This is a genomic window from Pseudomonas sp. TWRC1-2 (genome assembly GCF_049896685.1).
GTDB lineage: Bacteria > Pseudomonadota > Gammaproteobacteria > Pseudomonadales > Pseudomonadaceae > Aquipseudomonas.
Window position 1 is genome coordinate 56,823 of sequence record NZ_JAFCUU010000015.1, and the last position, 20,802, is coordinate 77,624.

23 protein-coding genes are annotated in these 20,802 nt (G+C 54.9%); all 23 read right to left on the reverse strand.

What is annotated here, in order from left to right; translation table 11 throughout:
- Window positions 1–6 precede the first annotated feature (6 nt).
- The gene (gene rplF, locus ACP7B3_RS28605; RefSeq protein WP_003176412.1) at window positions 7–540 is read right to left on the reverse strand and encodes a 50S ribosomal protein L6; all 534 of its coding nucleotides are present in this window, start codon (window positions 538–540) and stop codon (window positions 7–9) included.
- Window positions 541–552: 12 nt separating this feature from the next.
- The gene (rpsH, locus tag ACP7B3_RS28610) at window positions 553–945 is read right to left on the reverse strand and encodes a 30S ribosomal protein S8 (protein WP_426182690.1); all 393 of its coding nucleotides are present in this window, start codon (window positions 943–945) and stop codon (window positions 553–555) included.
- Between the two features lie 208 nt (window positions 946–1,153).
- Entirely contained in the window at window positions 1,154–1,459 is a 306-nt protein-coding gene (rpsN, locus tag ACP7B3_RS28615) for a 30S ribosomal protein S14 (RefSeq protein ID WP_003176414.1), read from the reverse strand.
- Window positions 1,460–1,472: 13 nt separating this feature from the next.
- A complete protein-coding gene (gene rplE / locus ACP7B3_RS28620) occupies window positions 1,473–2,012 on the reverse strand; it encodes a 50S ribosomal protein L5 (protein WP_003194642.1) in 540 nt (179 codons plus the stop codon).
- A 22-nt stretch (window positions 2,013–2,034) separates the two neighbouring features.
- Window positions 2,035–2,349 (reverse strand): 50S ribosomal protein L24, encoded by a 315-nt coding sequence (rplX, locus tag ACP7B3_RS28625; protein WP_007896770.1) that lies wholly within the window; start codon window positions 2,347–2,349, stop codon window positions 2,035–2,037.
- A gap of 11 nt (window positions 2,350–2,360) precedes the next feature.
- Window positions 2,361–2,729: a 50S ribosomal protein L14 gene (rplN, locus tag ACP7B3_RS28630; RefSeq protein ID WP_002555479.1), complete on the reverse strand. Its 369-nt coding sequence runs from the start codon at window positions 2,727–2,729 to the stop codon at window positions 2,361–2,363.
- Window positions 2,730–2,752: 23 nt separating this feature from the next.
- A complete protein-coding gene (rpsQ, locus tag ACP7B3_RS28635) occupies window positions 2,753–3,019 on the reverse strand; it encodes a 30S ribosomal protein S17 (RefSeq protein ID WP_003176419.1) in 267 nt (88 codons plus the stop codon).
- A gap of 2 nt (window positions 3,020–3,021) precedes the next feature.
- A complete protein-coding gene (gene rpmC / locus ACP7B3_RS28640) occupies window positions 3,022–3,213 on the reverse strand; it encodes a 50S ribosomal protein L29 (protein WP_002555481.1) in 192 nt (63 codons plus the stop codon).
- Window positions 3,213–3,626 carry a 50S ribosomal protein L16 gene (rplP, locus tag ACP7B3_RS28645; RefSeq protein WP_003232424.1) on the reverse strand — a complete coding sequence of 138 codons (414 nt, stop codon included), beginning with the start codon at window positions 3,624–3,626 and terminating at the stop codon, window positions 3,213–3,215. Before rplP ends, rpmC begins: the two co-directional genes overlap by 1 nt.
- Window positions 3,627–3,638: 12 nt before the next feature.
- Window positions 3,639–4,325: a 30S ribosomal protein S3 gene (gene rpsC, locus ACP7B3_RS28650; RefSeq protein WP_003176422.1), complete on the reverse strand. Its 687-nt coding sequence runs from the start codon at window positions 4,323–4,325 to the stop codon at window positions 3,639–3,641.
- A 13-nt stretch (window positions 4,326–4,338) separates the two neighbouring features.
- On the reverse strand, window positions 4,339–4,671 hold the full coding sequence (rplV, locus tag ACP7B3_RS28655) for a 50S ribosomal protein L22 (RefSeq protein ID WP_003103908.1): 333 nt from the start codon (window positions 4,669–4,671) through the stop codon (window positions 4,339–4,341).
- Between the two features lie 11 nt (window positions 4,672–4,682).
- Entirely contained in the window at window positions 4,683–4,958 is a 276-nt protein-coding gene (gene rpsS, locus ACP7B3_RS28660) for a 30S ribosomal protein S19 (RefSeq protein ID WP_002555486.1), read from the reverse strand.
- A 16-nt stretch (window positions 4,959–4,974) separates the two neighbouring features.
- Window positions 4,975–5,799 carry a 50S ribosomal protein L2 gene (rplB, locus tag ACP7B3_RS28665; RefSeq protein ID WP_003210080.1) on the reverse strand — a complete coding sequence of 275 codons (825 nt, stop codon included), beginning with the start codon at window positions 5,797–5,799 and terminating at the stop codon, window positions 4,975–4,977.
- Between the two features lie 14 nt (window positions 5,800–5,813).
- Window positions 5,814–6,113 (reverse strand): 50S ribosomal protein L23, encoded by a 300-nt coding sequence (rplW, locus tag ACP7B3_RS28670; RefSeq protein ID WP_002555488.1) that lies wholly within the window; start codon window positions 6,111–6,113, stop codon window positions 5,814–5,816.
- Window positions 6,110–6,712 (reverse strand): 50S ribosomal protein L4, encoded by a 603-nt coding sequence (gene rplD, locus ACP7B3_RS28675; RefSeq protein WP_017135963.1) that lies wholly within the window; start codon window positions 6,710–6,712, stop codon window positions 6,110–6,112. The genes rplW and rplD overlap by 4 nt, the downstream gene beginning before the upstream one ends.
- Window positions 6,713–6,724: 12 nt before the next feature.
- Window positions 6,725–7,360 (reverse strand): 50S ribosomal protein L3, encoded by a 636-nt coding sequence (rplC, locus tag ACP7B3_RS28680; protein WP_003194649.1) that lies wholly within the window; start codon window positions 7,358–7,360, stop codon window positions 6,725–6,727.
- 81 nt (window positions 7,361–7,441) lie between these two features.
- Window positions 7,442–7,753 carry a 30S ribosomal protein S10 gene (gene rpsJ, locus ACP7B3_RS28685; RefSeq protein ID WP_003186070.1) on the reverse strand — a complete coding sequence of 104 codons (312 nt, stop codon included), beginning with the start codon at window positions 7,751–7,753 and terminating at the stop codon, window positions 7,442–7,444.
- Window positions 7,754–7,912: 159 nt separating this feature from the next.
- Window positions 7,913–9,106 carry an elongation factor Tu gene (tuf, locus tag ACP7B3_RS28690; protein WP_003176426.1) on the reverse strand — a complete coding sequence of 398 codons (1,194 nt, stop codon included), beginning with the start codon at window positions 9,104–9,106 and terminating at the stop codon, window positions 7,913–7,915.
- A gap of 30 nt (window positions 9,107–9,136) precedes the next feature.
- Entirely contained in the window at window positions 9,137–11,242 is a 2,106-nt protein-coding gene (gene fusA, locus ACP7B3_RS28695) for an elongation factor G (RefSeq protein WP_106580215.1), read from the reverse strand.
- A gap of 30 nt (window positions 11,243–11,272) precedes the next feature.
- On the reverse strand, window positions 11,273–11,743 hold the full coding sequence (rpsG, locus tag ACP7B3_RS28700; RefSeq protein WP_002555493.1) for a 30S ribosomal protein S7: 471 nt from the start codon (window positions 11,741–11,743) through the stop codon (window positions 11,273–11,275).
- Between the two features lie 118 nt (window positions 11,744–11,861).
- Window positions 11,862–12,233 (reverse strand): 30S ribosomal protein S12, encoded by a 372-nt coding sequence (gene rpsL / locus ACP7B3_RS28705; protein ID WP_002555494.1) that lies wholly within the window; start codon window positions 12,231–12,233, stop codon window positions 11,862–11,864.
- A gap of 216 nt (window positions 12,234–12,449) precedes the next feature.
- On the reverse strand, window positions 12,450–16,649 hold the full coding sequence (gene rpoC, locus ACP7B3_RS28710) for a DNA-directed RNA polymerase subunit beta' (protein ID WP_015886137.1): 4,200 nt from the start codon (window positions 16,647–16,649) through the stop codon (window positions 12,450–12,452).
- Window positions 16,650–16,713: 64 nt separating this feature from the next.
- Window positions 16,714–20,787 carry a DNA-directed RNA polymerase subunit beta gene (rpoB, locus tag ACP7B3_RS28715; protein WP_053258275.1) on the reverse strand — a complete coding sequence of 1,358 codons (4,074 nt, stop codon included), beginning with the start codon at window positions 20,785–20,787 and terminating at the stop codon, window positions 16,714–16,716.
- Window positions 20,788–20,802 lie beyond the last annotated feature (15 nt).

Consider the following 20,802-nt stretch of genomic DNA (forward strand, 5'->3'; position numbering starts at 1 on the left):
TATGCCCTACTTCTTCTTGGCTTCTTTACGACGGACGACTTCGTCCGCGTAGCGCACACCTTTGCCTTTGTACGGCTCTGGTGGACGGAAGTCGCGGATCTCAGCGGCCACCTGACCTACCAGCTGCTTATCAATACCCTTGATCAGGATATCGGTCTGGCTAGGGGTCTCAGCGGTGATGCCTTCCGGCAGTTCGTAATCCACTGGGTGCGAGAAGCCAAGGGCCAGGTTCAAAACCGTGCCTTTTGCTTGCGCTTTGTAACCAACACCGACCAGCTGGAGCTTACGCTCGAAGCCTTGGCTTACGCCTTGGACCATGTTGTTTACCAACGCACGCGTGGTACCGGCCATTGCGCGAGTTTGTTGATCGCCATTGCGAGCAGCGAAACGCAGCTCACCAGCTTCTTCAACGATCTCAACGGACGAATGGATGTTCAGTTCAAGAGTGCCCTTGGCACCCTTCACCGAAAGCTGTTGGCCTGCGAATTTTACTTCGACACCGGCTGGCAGCTTAACGGGGTTCTTAGCGACGCGAGACATGCTTATCCCCCCTTAGAACACAGTGCAAAGAACTTCGCCGCCGACACCGGCAGCGCGCGCAGCACGATCCGTCATCACACCTTTGTTGGTGGAGACGATAGACACGCCCAGACCGCCACGAACTTTCGGCAGATCTTCAGCGGACTTGTACTGACGCAGGCCTGGACGGCTAACGCGCCTCACTTCCTCGATGACCGAACGGCCTTCGAAGTACTTCAGCTCGATGGACAGCAGTGGCTTTGTTTCGCTGCTGATCTGATAACCCGCAATGTAGCCTTCGTCTTTCAGGACTTTGGCAACAGCTACCTTCAACTTGGAAGATGGCATGCTTACGACGGACTTTTCAGCCATCTGGGCATTACGGATACGAGTTAGCATGTCCGCTAACGGGTCCTGCATACTCATGGGCTAGACGCTCCTAATACAAAAAAATTAGCCTTGCGGCTACATATGTCGCCGAGAATCTCCGAGCATAGAAAACACGGGCTCAGGCGAGCCGGGTATTCTAGACACACTCCGGAAATGAAACAAGCCCCAAAAGGGGCTTGTTCCAGATTCAAGGTCACCGGTGGTCAGTATCTTGCGACGCAGACCACCCGGACTTCGAAAGTACTTACCAGCTGGCTTTAACCAGACCTGGTACGTCACCACGCATTGCCGCTTCACGCAGTTTGTTACGGCCGAGGCCGAACTTGCGGTAAACGCCGTGTGGACGACCGGTCAGGCGGCAGCGGTTACGCATGCGCGAAGCGCTTGCGTCACGTGGCTGCTTCTGCAGAGCAACTGTAGCTTCCCAACGCGCTTCTGGACTTGCGTTCAGATCAACGATGATTGCTTTCAGTGCTGCACGCTTCTTGGCGTACTTGGCAACCGTGAGCTGACGCTTCAGCTCGCGGTTTTTCATGCTCATCTTGGCCATGGTCCTACTCCAATCAGTTGCGGAACGGGAATTTGAAAGCACGCAACAGGGCGCGACCTTCATCATCGTTCTTGGCAGTGGTGGTCAGGGTGATGTCCAGACCGCGGAGAGCATCGATCTTGTCGTAGTCGATTTCCGGGAAGATGATCTGCTCTTTCACGCCCATGCTGTAGTTACCACGACCATCGAAGGACTTGGCATTCAGGCCGCGGAAGTCGCGAACCCGAGGCAGGGAGATCGACAGCAGACGATCCAGGAATTCGTACATACGCTCACGGCGCAGAGTCACTTTGACGCCGATCGGCCAACCTTCACGGACTTTAAAGCCAGCGATGGATTTCCGAGCGTAAGTCACAACGACTTTTTGACCGGTGATCTTTTCCAGGTCAGCAACAGCGTGCTCGATGACTTTTTTGTCGCCGATCGCTTCGCCCAGACCCATGTTCAGGGTGATTTTGGTAACGCGCGGAACTTCCATCACGTTCCCGAGCTTAAGTTCTTCCTTAAGCTTGGGGGCGATTTCCTTCCGGTAAATCTCTTGTAGTCGTGCCATGGTCTTATCTACCTAGCAGTGTTCAAGCATCAACCGCTTTTTGGGTCGACTTGAAGACACGAATTTTCTTACCGTCTTCTACTTTGAAACCAACACGATCAGCCTTGTTGGTTTCGCCATTGAAGATGGCGACGTTAGAAGCGTGCAGTGGCGCTTCTTTCTCGACGATACCGCCTTGTACGCCCGACATCGGGTTAGGCTTGGTATGACGCTTGACCAGGTTCAGACCACCAACGACCAGACGGTCATCAGCAAGAACCTTCAGCACCTTACCGCGCTTACCTTTGTCTTTGCCGGCGATCACGATGATCTCGTCGTCACGACGAATCTTTTGCATGTCGGATCTCCTTACAGCACTTCTGGGGCGAGCGAGACGATCTTCATGAACTTCTCAGTACGAAGTTCACGGGTCACTGGCCCAAAGATACGGGTGCCGATCGGCTCTTGCTTGTTGTTCAGAAGAACAGCAGCGTTGCCATCAAAGCGGATAATGGAGCCATCTGCACGGCGTACGCCGTGACGAGTGCGGACTACAACAGCAGTCATCACTTGGCCTTTTTTCACTTTACCGCGAGGAATTGCTTCCTTGACGGTAACTTTGATGATGTCACCGATACCAGCGTAACGACGATGGGAGCCACCCAGCACCTTGATGCACATAACACGGCGAGCGCCGCTGTTATCGGCCACATCGAGCATGGATTGAGTCTGAATCATATAATTTCTCCGACCCCTAGTCCTTAGACTTCCACAGCGCGTTCGAGAACATCAACCAGTGCCCAAGACTTGGTCTTGGCCAGCGGACGAGTTTCACGAATAGTGACTTTGTCGCCGATGTGGCACTGATTGGTTTCGTCGTGCGCGTGCAGCTTAGTCGAACGCTTAACATATTTACCGTAGATCGGGTGCTTAACGCGACGCTCGATCAAAACGGTGATGGTTTTGTCCATCTTGTCGCTGACAACACGGCCAGTCAGCGTACGGACAGTCTTTTCGGCTTCAGCCATGATCACTTACCTGCCTGCTGGTTGAGCACAGTCTTCACGCGAGCGATGTCACGCTTAACTTGCGAGAGCAGATGAGACTGCCCCAACTGGCCAGTTGCTTTCTGCATACGCAGATTGAACTGGTCGCGCAGCAAGCCGAGCAGTTGCTCGTTCAGCTGCTGTGCGGATTTTTCACGAAGTTCATTCGCTTTCATCACATCACCGTCCGTTTAACAAAGGCGGTGGCGAGCGGCAGCTTTGCAGCAGCCAGGGCAAAAGCCTCACGCGCCAGCTCTTCAGTTACACCCTCGATTTCATACAGGACTTTGCCTGGCTGAATCTGGGCTACCCAGTATTCCACGTTACCCTTACCTTTACCCATCCGAACCTCGAGAGGCTTTTTGGAGATCGGCTTGTCCGGGAATACACGGATCCAGATCTTGCCGCCACGTTTTACGTGACGGGTCAGAGCACGACGCGCTGACTCGATCTGACGAGCGGTGAGACGACCACGAGCTACAGACTTCAGCGCGAACTCGCCGAAGCTGACTTTGCTACCGCGCTGTGCCAGACCACGGTTGTGGCCTGTCATCTGCTTGCGGAACTTCGTACGCTTAGGTTGCAACATTTGGCGTACCCCTTACTTAGCAGCTTTTTTACGAGGCGCTGGTGCTTGTGGTTTCAGTTCTTCTTGGCGACCACCAATTACTTCGCCTTTGAAGATCCAAACCTTTACACCGATCACACCGTAAGTGGTGTGAGCTTCGTAGTTGGCATAGTCGATGTCGGCACGCAGGGTGTGCAGTGGCACACGACCTTCGCGATACCATTCAGTACGTGCGATTTCAGCACCGCCGAGACGACCGCTCACTTGGATTTTGATGCCTTTGGCACCAATGCGCATGGCGTTCTGCACGGCGCGCTTCATAGCGCGACGGAACATTACGCGACGCTCCAGCTGCTGAGCTACGCTCTGCGCAACCAGCATACCGTCGAGCTCCGGCTTGCGGATCTCTTCGATATTGATGTGCACAGGCACACCCATTTGCTTGGTCAGGTCCTGACGCAGTTTCTCAACATCTTCACCTTTCTTCCCGATAACGATACCTGGACGAGCGGTGTGGATGGTGATACGTGCAGTTTGTGCCGGACGATGGATATCGATACGGCTTACGGACGCGCTTTTTAGTTTGTCTTGGAGATACTCACGCACCTTCAGATCAGCGAACAAATAGTCCGCATAAGTCCGACCGTCTGCGTACCAGACGGAGGTGTGCTCCTTGACGATTCCCAGGCGAATGCCAATGGGATGTACTTTCTGACCCATCTCTTCGACTCCGTTACTTGTCAGCAACCTTGACAGTGATATGGCAAGACCGCTTGACGATGCGATCAGCACGGCCTTTGGCACGTGGCATGATGCGCTTCAGCGAACGCCCTTCGTTGACGAAAACGGTGCTGACCTTCAGGTCATCAACGTCTGCGCCTTCGTTATGCTCGGCGTTGGCTACGGCCGACTCCAGCACTTTCTTCATGATCTCGGCGGCTTTCTTACTGCTGAAAGCCAACAGGTTGAGCGCTTCGCCCACCTTCTTCCCGCGGATCTGGTCGGCGACCAAGCGGGCTTTCTGGGCGGAGATTCGAGCGCCCGACAACTTAGCGGCTACTTCCATTTCCTTACCCCTTAACGCTTGGCTTTCTTGTCTGCCACGTGCCCACGATAAGTGCGGGTACCGGCAAACTCGCCTAGTTTGTGGCCGACCATGTCTTCGTTAACGAGAACTGGGACGTGTTGACGACCGTTGTGTACTGCGATGGTCAAACCGACCATTTGTGGCAGGATCATCGAACGACGCGACCAGGTCTTAACTGGTTTGCGATCGTTCTTTTCCGCCGCCACTTCGATCTTCTTCAGTAGGTGAAGATCAATAAAAGGACCTTTTTTCAGAGAACGTGGCACTGTCGTATCCCTCTATTTACTTGCGACGACGGACGATCATTTTGTCGGTACGCTTATTACCACGAGTCTTCGCGCCCTTAGTCGGGAAGCCCCATGGCGATACCGGATGACGACCACCAGAGGTACGACCTTCACCACCACCGTGTGGGTGGTCAACCGGGTTCATGGCAACACCACGAACGGTTGGGCGAACGCCACGCCAGCGTTTGGCACCAGCTTTACCCAGCGAACGCAGGCTGTGCTCGGAGTTCGAGACTTCACCCAGGGTCGCGCGGCATTCAGCCAGCACTTTACGCATCTCACCAGAACGCAGACGCAGGGTCACGTAGACACCTTCACGAGCGATCAGCTGAGCCGAAGCACCAGCGGAACGAGCGATTTGCGCGCCTTTACCTGGCTTCAATTCGATGCCGTGTACGGTGCTACCAACTGGAATGTTGCGCAGTTGCAGAGCGTTGCCCGGCTTGATCGGTGCCAAAGCACCCGCGATCAGCTGGTCGCCAGCGCTCACGCCTTTAGGGGCGATGATGTAGCGACGCTCGCCATCTGCGTACAGCAGCAGAGCGATGTGAGCAGTACGGTTTGGATCGTATTCGATACGCTCGACAGTGGCAGCGATGCCATCTTTGTCGTTGCGACGGAAGTCGACCAGACGATAATGCTGCTTATGGCCACCACCGATGTGACGAGTGGTAATACGACCATTGTTGTTACGACCACCAGTCTTCGATTTCTTCTCGAGCAGCGGTGCGTGAGGAGCGCCTTTATGCAGCTCCTGGTTGACCACCTTGACCACAAAACGGCGGCCAGGGGAAGTCGGTTTGCATTTAACGATTGCCATGATGCACCCCTTCCTTACTCAGCACTGCTGCTGAAATCGAGATCTTGGCCTGGTTGAAGGGAGATAACTGCCTTCTTCCAGTCATTACGCTTGCCCAGACCGCGAGCAGTGCGCTTGCTCTTACCCAGAACATTCAGGGTAGTAACACGCTCAACTTTCACGCTGAACAGGCTTTCGACGGCCTTCTTGATTTCCAGCTTGGTTGCGTCAGTTGCAACCTTGAAAACGAACTGGCCTTTCTTGTCAGCCAGAACCGTAGCCTTTTCGGAAACGTGCGGGCCAAGCAGAACTTTAAATACGCGTTCCTGGTTCATCCCAGCAGCTCCTCGAATTTCTTCACGGCCGACACGGTGATCAACACCTTGTCGTATGCGATCAGACTAACTGGATCGGAACCTTGCACGTCACGTACATCAACGTGTGGCAGGTTACGAGCAGCCAGGTACAGGTTCTGATCAACAGCTTCAGACACGATCAAAACGTCGGTCAGGCTCATGTTGTTCAGTTTGCCCAGCAGATCTTTGGTTTTTGGACTTTCAACAGCGAAGTCCTGAACCACGACCAGACGATCAGTACGCACGAGTTCAGCAAGGATGGAGCGCAGTGCTGCGCGGTACATCTTCTTGTTGAGCTTCTGAGTGTGATCCTGAGGACGAGCTGCGAAAGTGGTACCGCCGCCACGCCAGATTGGGCTACGGATAGTACCGGCACGAGCACGGCCAGTACCTTTCTGACGCCAAGGGCGCTTACCGCCACCACGTACGTCGGAACGGGTCTTTTGCTGCTTGCTACCCTGACGGCCGCCGGCCATGTAGGCCACGACTGCTTGGTGAACCAGCGTCTCGTTGAATTCGCCGCCAAATGTCAGTTCGGAAACTTCGATCGCTTGAGCGTCATTTACATTTAATTGCATGTCAGCTTCCCCTTAACCGCGAGCCTTGGCCGCTGGACGTACAACCAGGTTGCCGCCAGTAGCGCCAGGAACAGCACCCTTGACCAACAACAGATTGCGTTCAGCGTCGACGCGCACTACTTCGAGGGACTGCACGGTCACGCGCTCAGCGCCCATATGACCGGACATTTTTTTGCCCTTGAATACACGACCAGGAGTCTGGCACTGGCCAATAGAGCCCGGGACGCGGTGGGAAACGGAGTTACCGTGAGTGTTGTCTTGACCACGGAAATTCCAACGCTTGATCGTACCCTGGAAGCCTTTACCTTTGGACTGACCGGTTACATCAACCAGTTGACCAGCGGCGAAGATTTCAGCGTTGATCAGATCGCCAGCCTGGTAGTCGCCGTCTTCGAGACGGAACTCCATAACAGTGCGACCAGCTGCAACGTTTGCTTTAGCGAAGTGACCTGCTTGAGCAGCAGTCACGCGCGAAGCACGACGCTCGCCGACAGTGACTTGCACTGCACGATAGCCATCGGTTTCTTCAGTTTTGAACTGGGTGACGCGATTCGGTTCGATCTCAATGACCGTGACCGGAATGGAGACACCTTCTTCGGTGAAAATACGGGTCATACCGCATTTACGACCGACTACACCAATAGTCATGTTGTAAACCTCATGAGTGTACGGGGCTTTCACCCGCTATGGCCGCCCATTTCAGAGCGTTACACGACTAAGACCCAAGTCTTAGCCGAGGCTGATCTGTACTTCCACACCGGCCGCCAGATCGAGCTTCATAAGTGCATCAACGGTTTTATCCGTTGGCTGGACGATGTCCAGTACGCGCTTATGAGTACGGATCTCGTACTGGTCACGCGCGTCTTTGTTGACGTGCGGGGAGACCAGAACGGTGAACCGCTCTTTACGGGTAGGCAGTGGAATTGGACCACGCACTTGAGCACCAGTACGTTTCGCGGTTTCCACGATTTCCTGGGTGGATTGGTCGATCAGGCGATGGTCAAAAGCCTTCAACCTGATACGGATTTGCTGATTTTGCATTGGATTTCAGACTCCGGCTGCTATTCCCAGCGAGCGCAATACGCCCGTTAAAAGGAGGCGCAATTCTATAGACGGCCCAGATAGGTGTCAACCCAATAAAAAAGGCCCCCGCTGAGCGGGGGCCTCTTCAAAACATCAAGGCTATCTCAGAAGAGATAATTACTCGATGATTTTAGCTACAACGCCAGCACCAACGGTACGGCCGCCTTCACGGATAGCGAAGCGCAGACCGTCTTCCATTGCGATGGTTTTGATCAGGGTAACAACCATTTTGATGTTGTCGCCTGGCATAACCATTTCAACGCCTTCCGGCAGTTCGCAGTTACCAGTCACGTCAGTAGTACGGAAGTAGAACTGTGGACGGTAGCCTTTGAAGAACGGAGTGTGACGACCGCCTTCTTCTTTGCTCAGCACGTACACTTCAGCTTCGAACTTGGTGTGCGGCTTAACCGAACCTGGCTTAACCAGAACCTGGCCACGCTCAACGTCGTCACGCTTGGTACCACGCAGCAGAACGCCGCAGTTCTCGCCAGCACGACCTTCGTCGAGCAGCTTACGGAACATTTCAACACCGGTGCAGGTGGTGACGGTAGTGTCACGCAGACCAACGATTTCCAGTGGATCTTGAACCTTAACGATACCGCGCTCGATACGACCAGTTACAACAGTACCGCGACCGGAGATCGAGAATACGTCTTCGATTGGCATCAGGAACGGCTTGTCGATAACACGAACTGGATCTGGGATGTAGCTGTCCAGAGTTTCAACCAGTTTACGAACGGACGTGGTGCCCATTTCGTTATCGTCTTTGCCTTCCAGAGCCATACGAGCAGAACCGATGATGATCGGAGTGTCGTCGCCTGGGAAGTCGTAAGTGCTCAGCAGATCGCGCACTTCCATCTCAACCAGTTCCAGCAGCTCAGCGTCGTCTACCAGGTCAGCCTTGTTCAGGTAAACCACGATGTACGGAACGCCTACCTGACGGGACAGCAGGATGTGCTCACGGGTTTGTGGCATCGGACCATCAGCGGCCGAGCAAACCAGAATAGCGCCGTCCATCTGAGCAGCACCGGTGATCATGTTCTTCACATAGTCAGCGTGACCTGGGCAGTCAACGTGAGCGTAGTGACGGATCAGCGAGTTGTATTCAACGTGCGCGGTGTTGATGGTGATACCACGAGCTTTCTCTTCTGGCGCGCTGTCGATTTTATCGAAATCAACGATTGCGGAACCGAATACTTCGGAGCAAACGCGAGTCAGAGCAGCAGTCAGAGTGGTTTTACCGTGGTCAACGTGACCGATGGTGCCAACGTTGACGTGCGGTAGGGAACGATCAAATTTTTCTTTAGCCACGACAATTAACTCCTTGCCTAAAGGACTGAATCAGCCTTGTTTTTTGGATACAGTTTCAGCGATGTGCGCCGGAGCTGTGTTGTATTTTTTGAATTCCATAGAGTAGCTTGCGCGACCCTGAGACATGGAGCGAACGTCGGTCGCATAACCGAACATCTCACCCAACGGAACCTCGGCGCGAATCACTTTGCCGGAAACCGTGTCTTCCATACCCAAGATCATGCCGCGACGACGGTTAAGGTCGCCCATGACATCACCCATATAGTCTTCAGGTGTAACAACTTCTACCGCCATGATTGGCTCAAGCAACTCACCACCGCCCTTCTGGGCCAGTTGCTTGGTTGCCATGGAAGCAGCCACCTTAAACGCCATCTCGTTGGAGTCGACGTCGTGGTAAGAACCGTCAAAAACGGTTGCTTTCAGGCCGATCAGCGGATAGCCGGCAACAACACCGTTCTTCATCTGCTCTTCGATACCCTTCTGGATAGCCGGGATGTATTCCTTAGGAACAACACCACCAACTACTTCGTTCACGAATTGCAGACCTTCCTGACCTTCGTCAGCAGGAGCAAAACGGATCCAGCAGTGACCGAACTGACCACGACCGCCGGACTGACGAACGAACTTGCCTTCGATTTCACAGTTCTTCGTGATGCGCTCACGATAGGAAACCTGAGGCTTACCGATGTTGGCTTCGACGTTGAACTCACGGCGCATCCGGTCAACCAGGATGTCCAGGTGCAGCTCGCCCATGCCGGAGATGATCGTTTGACCAGTCTCTTCATCAGTCTTGACGCGGAAAGATGGATCTTCCTGAGCAAGTTTGCCCAGAGCGATACCCATTTTTTCCTGGTCATCCTTGGTCTTAGGCTCTACGGCAACCGAAATAACCGGCTCCGGGAAGTCCATGCGAACCAGGATGATTGGCTTAGCAGCGTCGCACAAAGTCTCACCCGTGGTGACGTCCTTCATGCCGATCAGGGCCGCGATGTCACCAGCGCGTACTTCCTTGATCTCTTCACGGGCGTTTGCGTGCATTTGCACCATACGACCCACGCGCTCTTTCTTACCTTTAACCGAGTTGATCACGCCGTCGCCGGATGCCAACACGCCCGAGTAAACGCGGACGAAGGTCAAGGTACCCACGAATGGGTCGGTAGCGATCTTGAACGCCAGGGCCGAGAACGGCTCGCTGTCGTCTGCATGACGCTCCATTTCCTCTTCCTCGTTATCAGGGTTGGTACCCTTGATAGCAGGAATGTCGGTTGGAGCAGGCAGGTAGTCGATCACAGCATCGAGAACCAGGGGAACGCCCTTGTTCTTGAACGAAGAACCGCAAACAGCCAAGACGATCTCACCAGCGATAGTACGCTGACGCAGAGCGGCCTTGATTTCCGCGTTGGTGAGTTCTTCACCTTCGAGGTACTTGTTCATCAGCTCTTCGCTGGCTTCGGCAGCAGCCTCAACCATGTTGTTGCGCCACTCGTCAGCCAGTTCCTGCAGTTCTGCTGGGATAGGCTTACGAACAGGAACCATACCTTTGTCGGAATCATTCCAGTAAACAGCTTCCATGTTGATCAGGTCGATCTGACCCTGGAAGTTGTCTTCGGAACCGATAGCCAATTGGATTGGCACCGGAGTATGACCCAGACGCTGCTTGATCTGACCGATCACGCGCAGGAAGTTAGCACCAGCACGGTCCATCTTGTTTACGTAAACAAGACGTGGAACGCCGTATTTGTTGGCTTGACGCCATACGGTTTCCGACTGAGGCTCAACACCCGAGGTACCGCAGAACACAACGACAGCGCCGTCGAGTACACGCAGGGAACGTTCAACTTCAATGGTGAAGTCTACGTGGCCTGGGGTATCGATTACGTTGAAGCGGTGCTCGTCTTTGTACTGCTTCTCGGAACCTTTCCAGAAGGCGGTAATAGCAGCAGAAGTAATGGTAATACCACGCTCCTGCTCCTGAACCATCCAGTCTGTGGTCGCGGCGCCGTCATGCACCTCGCCCATTTTGTGACTTTTGCCGGTGTAAAACAGTACGCGCTCGGTGGTGGTGGTTTTACCAGCATCCACGTGAGCAACGATACCGATGTTACGGTAGCGGCTAATCGGAGTAGTACGAGCCATAAAGCCCTCGCAAAATTAGTGAAGCTAAGATTAGAAGCGGTAGTGCGAGAAAGCTTTGTTAGCTTCAGCCATACGGTGCACGTCTTCACGCTTCTTAACAGCAGCACCTTTACCTTCAGCAGCGTCCAACAGTTCGCCAGCCAAACGCAGAGCCATAGACTTCTCGCCGCGCTTACGGGCGAAGTCTACCAACCAGCGCATTGCCAGAGCGTTACGACGGGACGGACGAACTTCGACCGGAACCTGGTAAGTAGCACCGCCTACACGGCGCGACTTCACTTCGACCAGCGGAGCGATGGCGTCGAGAGCTTTCTCGAAGATTTCCAGGGGGTCGCTGTTCTTGCGTTCTTTAACCTTTTCCAGCGCGCCATAAACGATACGCTCGGCAACGGCTTTCTTGCCGCTTTCCATCACGTGGTTCATGAACTTGGCCAGAATTTGGCTTCCGTATTTTGGATCGTCAAGCACTTCGCGCTTGGCTGCTACGCGTCTTCTTGGCATGGATAAGCCCTCAAACGGTCTTCAGGTTCGCTCGGAATCAGTGCCCTTTCGGGACGCCTCCGACCTTACTCTTATCGACTCAGAAAATAAGATGATTCAGTTTTACAAAAAGCCGCTACTACTTAGGCTTCTTGGTACCGTACTTCGAACGACCCTGGTTACGACCTTTAACGCCGGAAGTATCCAAGGAGCCGCGTACGGTGTGGTAACGAACACCTGGCAAGTCTTTTACACGACCGCCGCGGATCAGTACCACGCTGTGCTCTTGCAGGTTGTGGCCTTCACCGCCGATGTACGAGGAAACCTCGAAACCGTTGGTCAGGCGCACACGGCATACTTTACGCAGTGCCGAGTTAGGTTTTTTCGGCGTAGTGGTATACACGCGAGTGCATACGCCACGACGTTGCGGGCAGTTCTGCAGCGCAGGTACGTCGGATTTCTCGACGATACGCTTACGCGGCTGACGTACCAGCTGGTTGATAGTTGCCATCTACTAGCTCCACTGTTGTCTTGCGACGCTATTGTCTTGCAAGAAAAGCAAAATGGCAGGAACGAATTCCCGCCAAATTTAGGGGTACAAGAGTCTAAAGAGGATCTTGTCCCCAGTCAAGGCAAGGCCCCGACCTCCCCTCTCATCGAAGCGGGGCAAAATTGCCTCGATCCGACGAATGGGGCTGCCAGGGCCCAGACTTATTTACCGCAGAACTCAGTTACCGCTTGAGTTCAGCGCTTCGGTCAGTGCAGCTTCCACTTCACTGGCGCTTACGCGCAGCGGTTTGTCAGCATCACGGCGGCGCTTGCGCTCGCTGTGGTAAGCCAAACCGGTACCTGCCGGGATCAAACGACCCACGACCACGTTTTCTTTCAGGCCGCGCAGGTAATCGCGCTTGCCGGTTACCGCTGCTTCGGTCAGTACGCGAGTAGTCTCCTGGAAGGAGGCCGCCGAGATGAACGACTCAGTGGACAACGACGCCTTGGTGATACCCAGCAACACACGAGTGAACTTGGAGACAAATTTGTCTTCCGCGCCCAGACGTTCGTTTTCTACCAGTACGTGAGTCAGTTCCATCTGGTCGCCCTTGATGAAACTGGAATCGCCGGATTCAGCGATTTCAACTTTACGCAGCATCTGACGCAGGATGGTCTCGATGTGCTTATCGTTGATCTTCACGCCTTGCAGACGGTAAACGTCCTGGATCTCGTTAACGATGTACTTGGCCAGCGCACTCACACCCAGCAGACGCAGGATGTCGTGTGGATCGCTCGGGCCGTCGGAGATAACTTCGCCGCGGTTTACCTGTTCGCCTTCGAAGACGTTCAGGTGACGCCACTTCGGAATCAGCTCTTCATACGGATCGCTACCGTCGTTCGGGGTAATGACCAGACGGCGCTTGCCCTTGGTCTCTTTACCGAACGCGATGGTGCCGCTGACTTCAGCCAGAATCGACGCTTCTTTCGGACGACGAGCTTCGAACAAGTCGGCAACACGCGGCAGACCACCGGTGATGTCACGGGTCTTCGAAGTTTCTTGCGGGATACGCGCGATAACATCACCGATCGCGATCTTCGCACCATCCGCTACACCGACCAGGGCGTTGGCTGGCAGGAAGTACTGAGCGATTACGTCAGTGCCTGGCAGCAACAAGTCCTTGCCGTTGTCATCAACCATCTTCACAGCAGGACGGATATCTTTGCCTGCAGCTGGACGGTCTTTGGCGTCGAGTACTTCAATGTTGGTCATACCGGTCAATTCGTCAGTCTGACGCTTGATCGTGATGCCTTCTTCCATGCCCACGTAGGTCACGGTACCTTTCATTTCGGTAACGATTGGGTGAGTGTGCGGATCCCACTTGGCCACGATTGCGCCAGCGTCGACCTTGTCACCTTCTTTAACCGAGATCACAGCACCGTACGGCAGCTTGTAACGCTCACGCTCACGACCGTAGTCATCAGCGATTGCCAGCTCACCGGAACGGGACACAGCAACCAGGTGGCCATCCACTCGCTCAACGTGTTTCAGGTTGTGCAGACGGACGGTACCGCCATTCTTCACCTGAACGCTGTCGGCTGCGGAGGTCCGGCTTGCCGCACCACCAATGTGGAACGTACGCATGGTCAGCTGGGTACCCGGCTCACCGATGGACTGGGCAGCGATAACGCCGACCGCTTCACCGATGTTCACCTGGTGACCACGAGCCAAGTCACGGCCGTAGCACTTGGCACAAATGCCATAGCGGGTTTCGCAGCTAATCGGCGAGCGAACAATCACTTCGTCGATGCTGTTGAGTTCGATGAACTCGACCCACTTTTCGTCTACCAGGGTGCCGGCAGGAACGATAATTTCCTCGGTACCTGGCTTGAATACGTCACGGGCGATTACTCGACCCAGTACGCGCTCACCCAACGGCTCTACAACGTCGCCGCCTTCGATGTGCGGAGTCATCAGCAGACCGTGTTCGGTGCCGCAGTCAACTTCAGTCACAACCAAGTCTTGTGCAACGTCTACCAGACGACGCGTCAGGTAACCGGAGTTAGCGGTTTTCAACGCGGTATCCGCAAGACCCTTACGAGCACCGTGAGTGGAGATGAAGTACTGAAGTACGCTCAAACCTTCACGGAAGTTCGCAGTAATCGGCGTCTCGATGATGGAACCGTCCGGCTTGGCCATCAGGCCACGCATACCGGCGAGCTGACGGATCTGCGCAGCAGAACCCCGTGCGCCCGAGTCGGCCATCATGTACATCGAGTTGAACGACTCTTGATCGACTTCTACGCCATGACGGTCGATAACTTTCTCTTTCGAGAGGTTAGCCATCATCGCCTTCGACACTTCGTCGTTGGCCTTGGACCAAAGGTCGATCACTTTGTTGTACTTCTCGCCCTGGGTTACCAGGCCGGAGGCGTACTGGCTCTCGATTTCTTTCACTTCATCGGTAGCAGCACCGATGATCTGAGCTTTTTCATCCGGGATAACGAAGTCGTTAACACCGATAGAAACGCCGGAAATAGTCGAGTAAGCAAAACCGGTGTACATCAACTGGTCAGCGAAGATCACGGTCTCTTTCAAACCAACCACGCGGTAGCACTGGTTGATCAGCTTGGAGATCGCCTTTTTCTTCATCGGCAGGTTGACGACGTCATACGACAGACCTTTTGGCACAACTTGATACAACAGCGCACGGCCGACAGTAGTGTCGACGATACGGGTGTTGGTCACGCTGCCGCCGTCACGGTCGTTGACGGTTTCGTTGATCCGCACTTTTACCTTGGCATGCAGTGCGGCTTCGCCGGCACGGAACACACGGTCAACTTCTTGCAGGTCAGCGAACACACGACCTTCGCCTTTGGCGTTGATCGCTTCACGGGTCATGTAGTACAGACCCAATACAACGTCCTGCGACGGAACGATGATTGGCTCACCGTTGGCTGGCGACAGAATGTTGTTGGTCGACATCATCAACGCACGCGCTTCCAACTGAGCTTCCAGTGTCAGCGGTACGTGCACGGCCATTTGGTCGCCGTCGAAGTCGGCGTTGTACGCAGCACAGACCAGAGGGTGCAGCTGGATAGCCTTACCTTCGATCAGTACCGGTTCAAACGCCTGGATACCCAGACGGTGAAGGGTCGGTGCACGGTTGAGGAGAACCGGGTGTTCGCGAATCACTTCAGCGAGAACGTCCCAAACCTCTGGCAATTCGCGCTCGACCATTTTCTTGGCCGCTTTGATGGTGGTCGCGAGACCGCGCATTTCCAGCTTGCCGAAGATGAATGGCTTGAACAGCTCAAGTGCCATCTTCTTAGGCAGACCGCACTGGTGCAGACGCAGGGTCGGGCCTACGGTAATTACCGAACGACCGGAGTAGTCAACACGCTTACCGAGCAAGTTCTGACGGAAACGACCTTGCTTACCCTTGATCATGTCAGCCAGGGATTTCAGAGGACGCTTGTTCGAACCGGTGATAGCGCGGCCACGACGACCGTTGTCGAGCAAGGCATCGACAGCTTCTTGCAACATACGCTTTTCGTTGCGCACGATGATGTCCGGAGCGGACAGATCGAGCAGACGCTTCAAGCGGTTGTTACGGTTGATCACACGGCGGTACAGGTCGTTGAGGTCGGAAGTCGCGAAGCGACCGCCATCCAACGGTACCAGCGGACGCAGGTCTGGCGGCAGAACCGGCAGAACGGTCAGCACCATCCACTCTGGCAAGTTGCCGGAACCCTGGAAGGCTTCCATCAACTTCAGACGCTTGGACAGTTTCTTGATTTTGGTTTCGGAGTTGGTTTGCGGAATTTCTTCACGCAGACGGCCAATCTCGTGTTCCAGATCGATAGCGTGCAGCAGTTCACGGACAGCTTCGGCACCCATGCGGGCATCGAAATCGTCGCCGAACTCTTCCAGCGCTTCGAAGTACTGCTCGTCGTTCAGCAGCTGACCTTTTTCAAGGGTGGTCATGCCTGGGTCGATAACGACATAGCTCTCGAAGTAGAGAACGCGTTCGATATCACGCAGGGTCATGTCCATCAGCAAGCCGATACGGGACGGCAGCGATTTCAGGAACCAGATGTGGGCAACCGGCGAAGCCAGCTCGATGTGCGCCATGCGCTCACGACGAACTTTGGCCAGCGCAACTTCAACGCCGCACTTCTCGCAGATCACACCACGGTGCTTCAAGCGCTTGTACTTACCGCACAGGCACTCGTAATCCTTTACCGGGCCAAAGATCTTGGCGCAGAACAGGCCGTCACGCTCAGGTTTGAACGTACGGTAGTTGATGGTTTCCGGCTTTTTAACTTCACCGAACGACCACGAACGGATCATCTCAGGCGAGGCCAATCCAATACGGATGGCGTCGAACTCTTCGACTTGACCCTGGTTTTTCAGCAAATTCAGTAGGTCTTTCAAGGCCTTTCCTCCTGGCGGAGCAGAGAGCGGGCTAAACAGCCCCGCTCTCGATTCGCGTCACGTGTTATTCGGTTTCCAGATCGATATCGATGCCGAGGGAACGAATTTCTTTGATCAACACGTTGAAGGACTCGGGCATGCCCGGCTCCATACGGTGATCGCCGTCCACGATGTTTTTGTACATCTTGGTCCGACCGTTCACATCGTCCGACTTCACTGTGAGCATTTCTTGCAGAGTGTAAGCAGCACCGTATGCTTCCAGTGCCCAGACCTCCATCTCCCCGAAACGCTGACCACCGAACTGAGCCTTACCACCCAGCGGCTGCTGGGTAACCAGGCTGTACGAACCGGTAGAACGAGCGTGCATCTTGTCGTCTACCAAGTGGTTCAGCTTCAGCATGTACATGTAGCCAACAGTAACCGGGCGCTCAAACTTGTTGCCGGTACGGCCGTCGAACAGCTGCATCTGGCCGCTTTCTGGCAGGTCTGCCAGTTTCAGCATGGCCTTGATTTCGCTTTCCTTGGCACCGTCGAACACCGGGGTAGCCATTGGAACGCCGCCGCGCAGGTTCTTCGCCAGATCCAGGATTTCCTGGTCGGAGAAGGTATCCAGCTCTTCGTTGCGACCGCCGATCTCGTTGTAGATCTCGTGCAGGAACTTACGCAGGTCTGCGACCTTGCGCTGCTCTTCGATCATACGGTTGATCTTCTCGCCCAGACCTTTGGCCGCGAGGCCCAGGTGGGTTTCAAGGATCTGACCAACGTTCATACGCGAAGGTACGCCCAACGGGTTGAGGACGACGTCGACCGGGGTGCCATTGGCATCGTGCGGCATGTCTTCAACCGGCATGATCACGGAGACCACACCTTTGTTACCGTGACGACCGGCCATCTTGTCGCCCGGCTGGATGCGGCGACGGATTGCCAGGTAAACCTTGACGATTTTCAGCACGCCTGGAGCCAGGTCATCGCCTTGCTGCAGTTTGCGCTTCTTGTCTTCGAACTTGTCGTCCAGCAGACGGCGACGATCAACGATGTAGGCCTGGGCCTTCTCGAGCTGCTCGTTCAGAGCATCTTCAGCCATGCGCAGTTTGAACCACTGGCCGTGCTCAAGACCGTCGAGGATTTCGTCGGTGATGTCCTGACCTTTCTTCAGACCTGCGCCGCCTTCGGCCTTGTGGCCTACCAGAGCGGAACGCAGACGTTCGAAGGTCGCGCCTTCAACGATACGGAACTCTTCGTTCAGGTCCTTGCGGATCTCGTCGAGTTGAGTCTTCTCGATGGACAGTGCACGAGCATCACGCTCAACGCCGTCACGGGTGAAGACCTGTACGTCGATGACAGTACCCTTGGTACCGGTAGGTACACGCAGGGAAGTGTCTTTAACGTCGCTGGCTTTTTCACCGAAGATGGCACGCAACAACTTCTCTTCCGGCGTCAGTTGGGTCTCGCCTTTCGGAGTGACCTTACCGACCAGGATGTCGCCTGCGCCAACTTCAGCACCTACGTAAACGATACCGGCTTCGTCCAGCTTGTTCAGTGCAGCTTCACCCACGTTCGGGATATCTGCAGTGATTTCTTCAGGCCCAAGCTTGGTGTCACGTGCCACACAGGTCAGTTCCTGGATGTGGATCGTGGTGAAGCGGTCTTCTTGAACAACACGCTCGGACAGGCAGATGGAGTCTTCGAAGTTGAAGCCGTTCCATGCCATGAACGCGATGCGCATGTTCTGACCCAGTGCCAGCTCACCCATATCGGTGGACGGGCCGTCGGCCATGATGTCGCTACGCTGAACGCGATCACCCTTGCTCACCAGCGGACGCTGGTTAATGCAGGTGTTCTGGTTCGAGCGGGTGTATTTGGTCAGGTTGTAGATGTCGACACCGGCTTCGCCAGTTTCAACTTCGTCATCGGCAACACGAACCACGATACGGCTGGCATCAACAGAGTCGATCACGCCGCCACGACGAGCCACGACGCAAACGCCGGAGTCACGCGCTACGTTACGCTCCATGCCGGTACCTACCAGCGGCTTGTCAGCACGCAGAGTCGGTACAGCTTGACGCTGCATGTTGGAACCCATCAACGCACGGTTGGCGTCATCGTGCTCCAGGAACGGGATCAGCGACGCTGCAACAGAAACTACCTGCTTGGGCGAAACGTCCATCAAGGTGACGTCTTCCGGCGCCTTAACGGTGAACTCGTTCAAGTGACGAACAGCTACCAGCTCGTCGATCAGGACTTTCTTGTCGTTCATCGTGGCCGAAGCCTGAGCGATCACGTGATCAGCTTCTTCGATGGCGGACAGGAACACGATCTCGTCGGTGACCAGAGCGTCTTTCACTACGCGGTACGGGCTCTCGAGGAAGCCGTACTGGTTAGTGCGCGCATAAGCGGCCAGGGAGTTGATCAGACCGATGTTCGGACCTTCCGGCGTTTCGATCGGGCAAACACGACCGTAGTGCGTCGGGTGAACGTCACGAACTTCAAAGCCTGCACGCTCACGGGTCAAACCGCCCGGGCCCAGTGCGGAAACACGGCGCTTGTGGGTGATCTCGGAGAGCGGGTTGTTCTGGTCCATGAACTGCGAGAGCTGGCTGGAACCGAAGAACTCTTTCACCGCCGCAGCCACTGGCTTGGCGTTGATCAGGTCTTGCGGCATCAGGCCTTCGCTTTCAGCCATCGACAGACGCTCTTTGACCGCACGTTCTACACGTACCAGGCCAACGCGGAACTGGTTCTCGGCCATTTCGCCTACGCAGCGAACACGACGGTTACCCAGGTGGTCGATGTCATCGACGATGCCTTTACCGTTACGGATGTCGACCAGAGTCTTCAGTACCGCGACGATATCTTCCTTGCACAACACGCCCGAACCTTCGATCTCGGTACGACCGATACGACGGTTGAACTTCATCCGGCCGACCGCAGACAGGTCATAGCGCTCAGGGCTGAAGAACAGGTTGTTGAACAGGGTCTCGGCAGCGTCTTTGGTTGGTGGCTCACCAGGACGCATCATGCGATAGATCTCGACCAGCGCTTCCAATTGGTTGCTGGTGGAGTCGATCTTCAGTGTGTCGGAGATGAACGGACCGCAGTCGATGTCGTTGGTGTACAGAGTCTCGATGCGAACAACCTGAGCCTTGGCGATTTTCGCCAGGATCTCGGTGTTCAGCTCGGTGTTGCACTCAGCCAGGATTTCGCCTGTCGCCGGGTGAACGATGACCTTGGCGGTGGTGCGACCCAGGACGTAGTCCAAAGGCACGTCCAGCGACTTGATACCGGCTTTTTCGATCTGGTTGATGTGGCGCGCAGTAATACGGCGGCCGGCTTCAACGATGACCTTGCCGTTTTCATCCTGGATATCCAGGACAGCAATTTCACCACGCAGACGCGAAGCAATCAGTTCCAGGCTGAGGGTTTCATCCTTCAGGCTGAACACGTTGGTGGTGTAGAAGGCATCCAGCACTTGCTCGGTGGTATAGCCGAGCGCGCGCAGCAGTACCGAGGCCGGCAGCTTGCGACGACGGTCGATACGCACGAACACGCAGTCTTTCGGGTCGAACTCGAAGTCCAACCACGAACCGCGGTACGGAATGATCCGCGCGGAGTACAGGAGCTTACCGGAGCTGTGCGTCTTGCCGCGGTCGTGGTCGAAGAACACGCCCGGGGAACGGTGCAGCTGGGAAACGATAACGCGCTCGGTACCGTTGATAACGAAGGTACCGTTTTCAGTCATCAATGGGATTTCGCCCATGTAGACTTCTTGCTCTTTGATGTCCTTGATCGCTTTGTTCGACGATTCTTTGTCGAAAATGATCAGACGGACTTTTACCCGCAAAGGTACGGCGTACGTAACACCGCGCAACACGCATTCTTTGACATCAAATGCCGGTTCGCCCAGGCGATAACCGACGTACTCCAGCGCAGCATTGCCGGAGTAGCTGATGATCGGGAAAACGGATTTGAAGGCCGCATGCAGGCCCACGTCGCGGAACTGATCTTTAGTCGCTCCCGCTTGCAAGAATTCACGATACGAATCCAGCTGGATAGCCAGAAGGTACGGGACATCCATGACGTCCGGCAACTTGCTAAAGTCCTTGCGGATACGTTTTTTCTCAGTATATGAGTAAGCCATCAGCGTTCCCCAGCT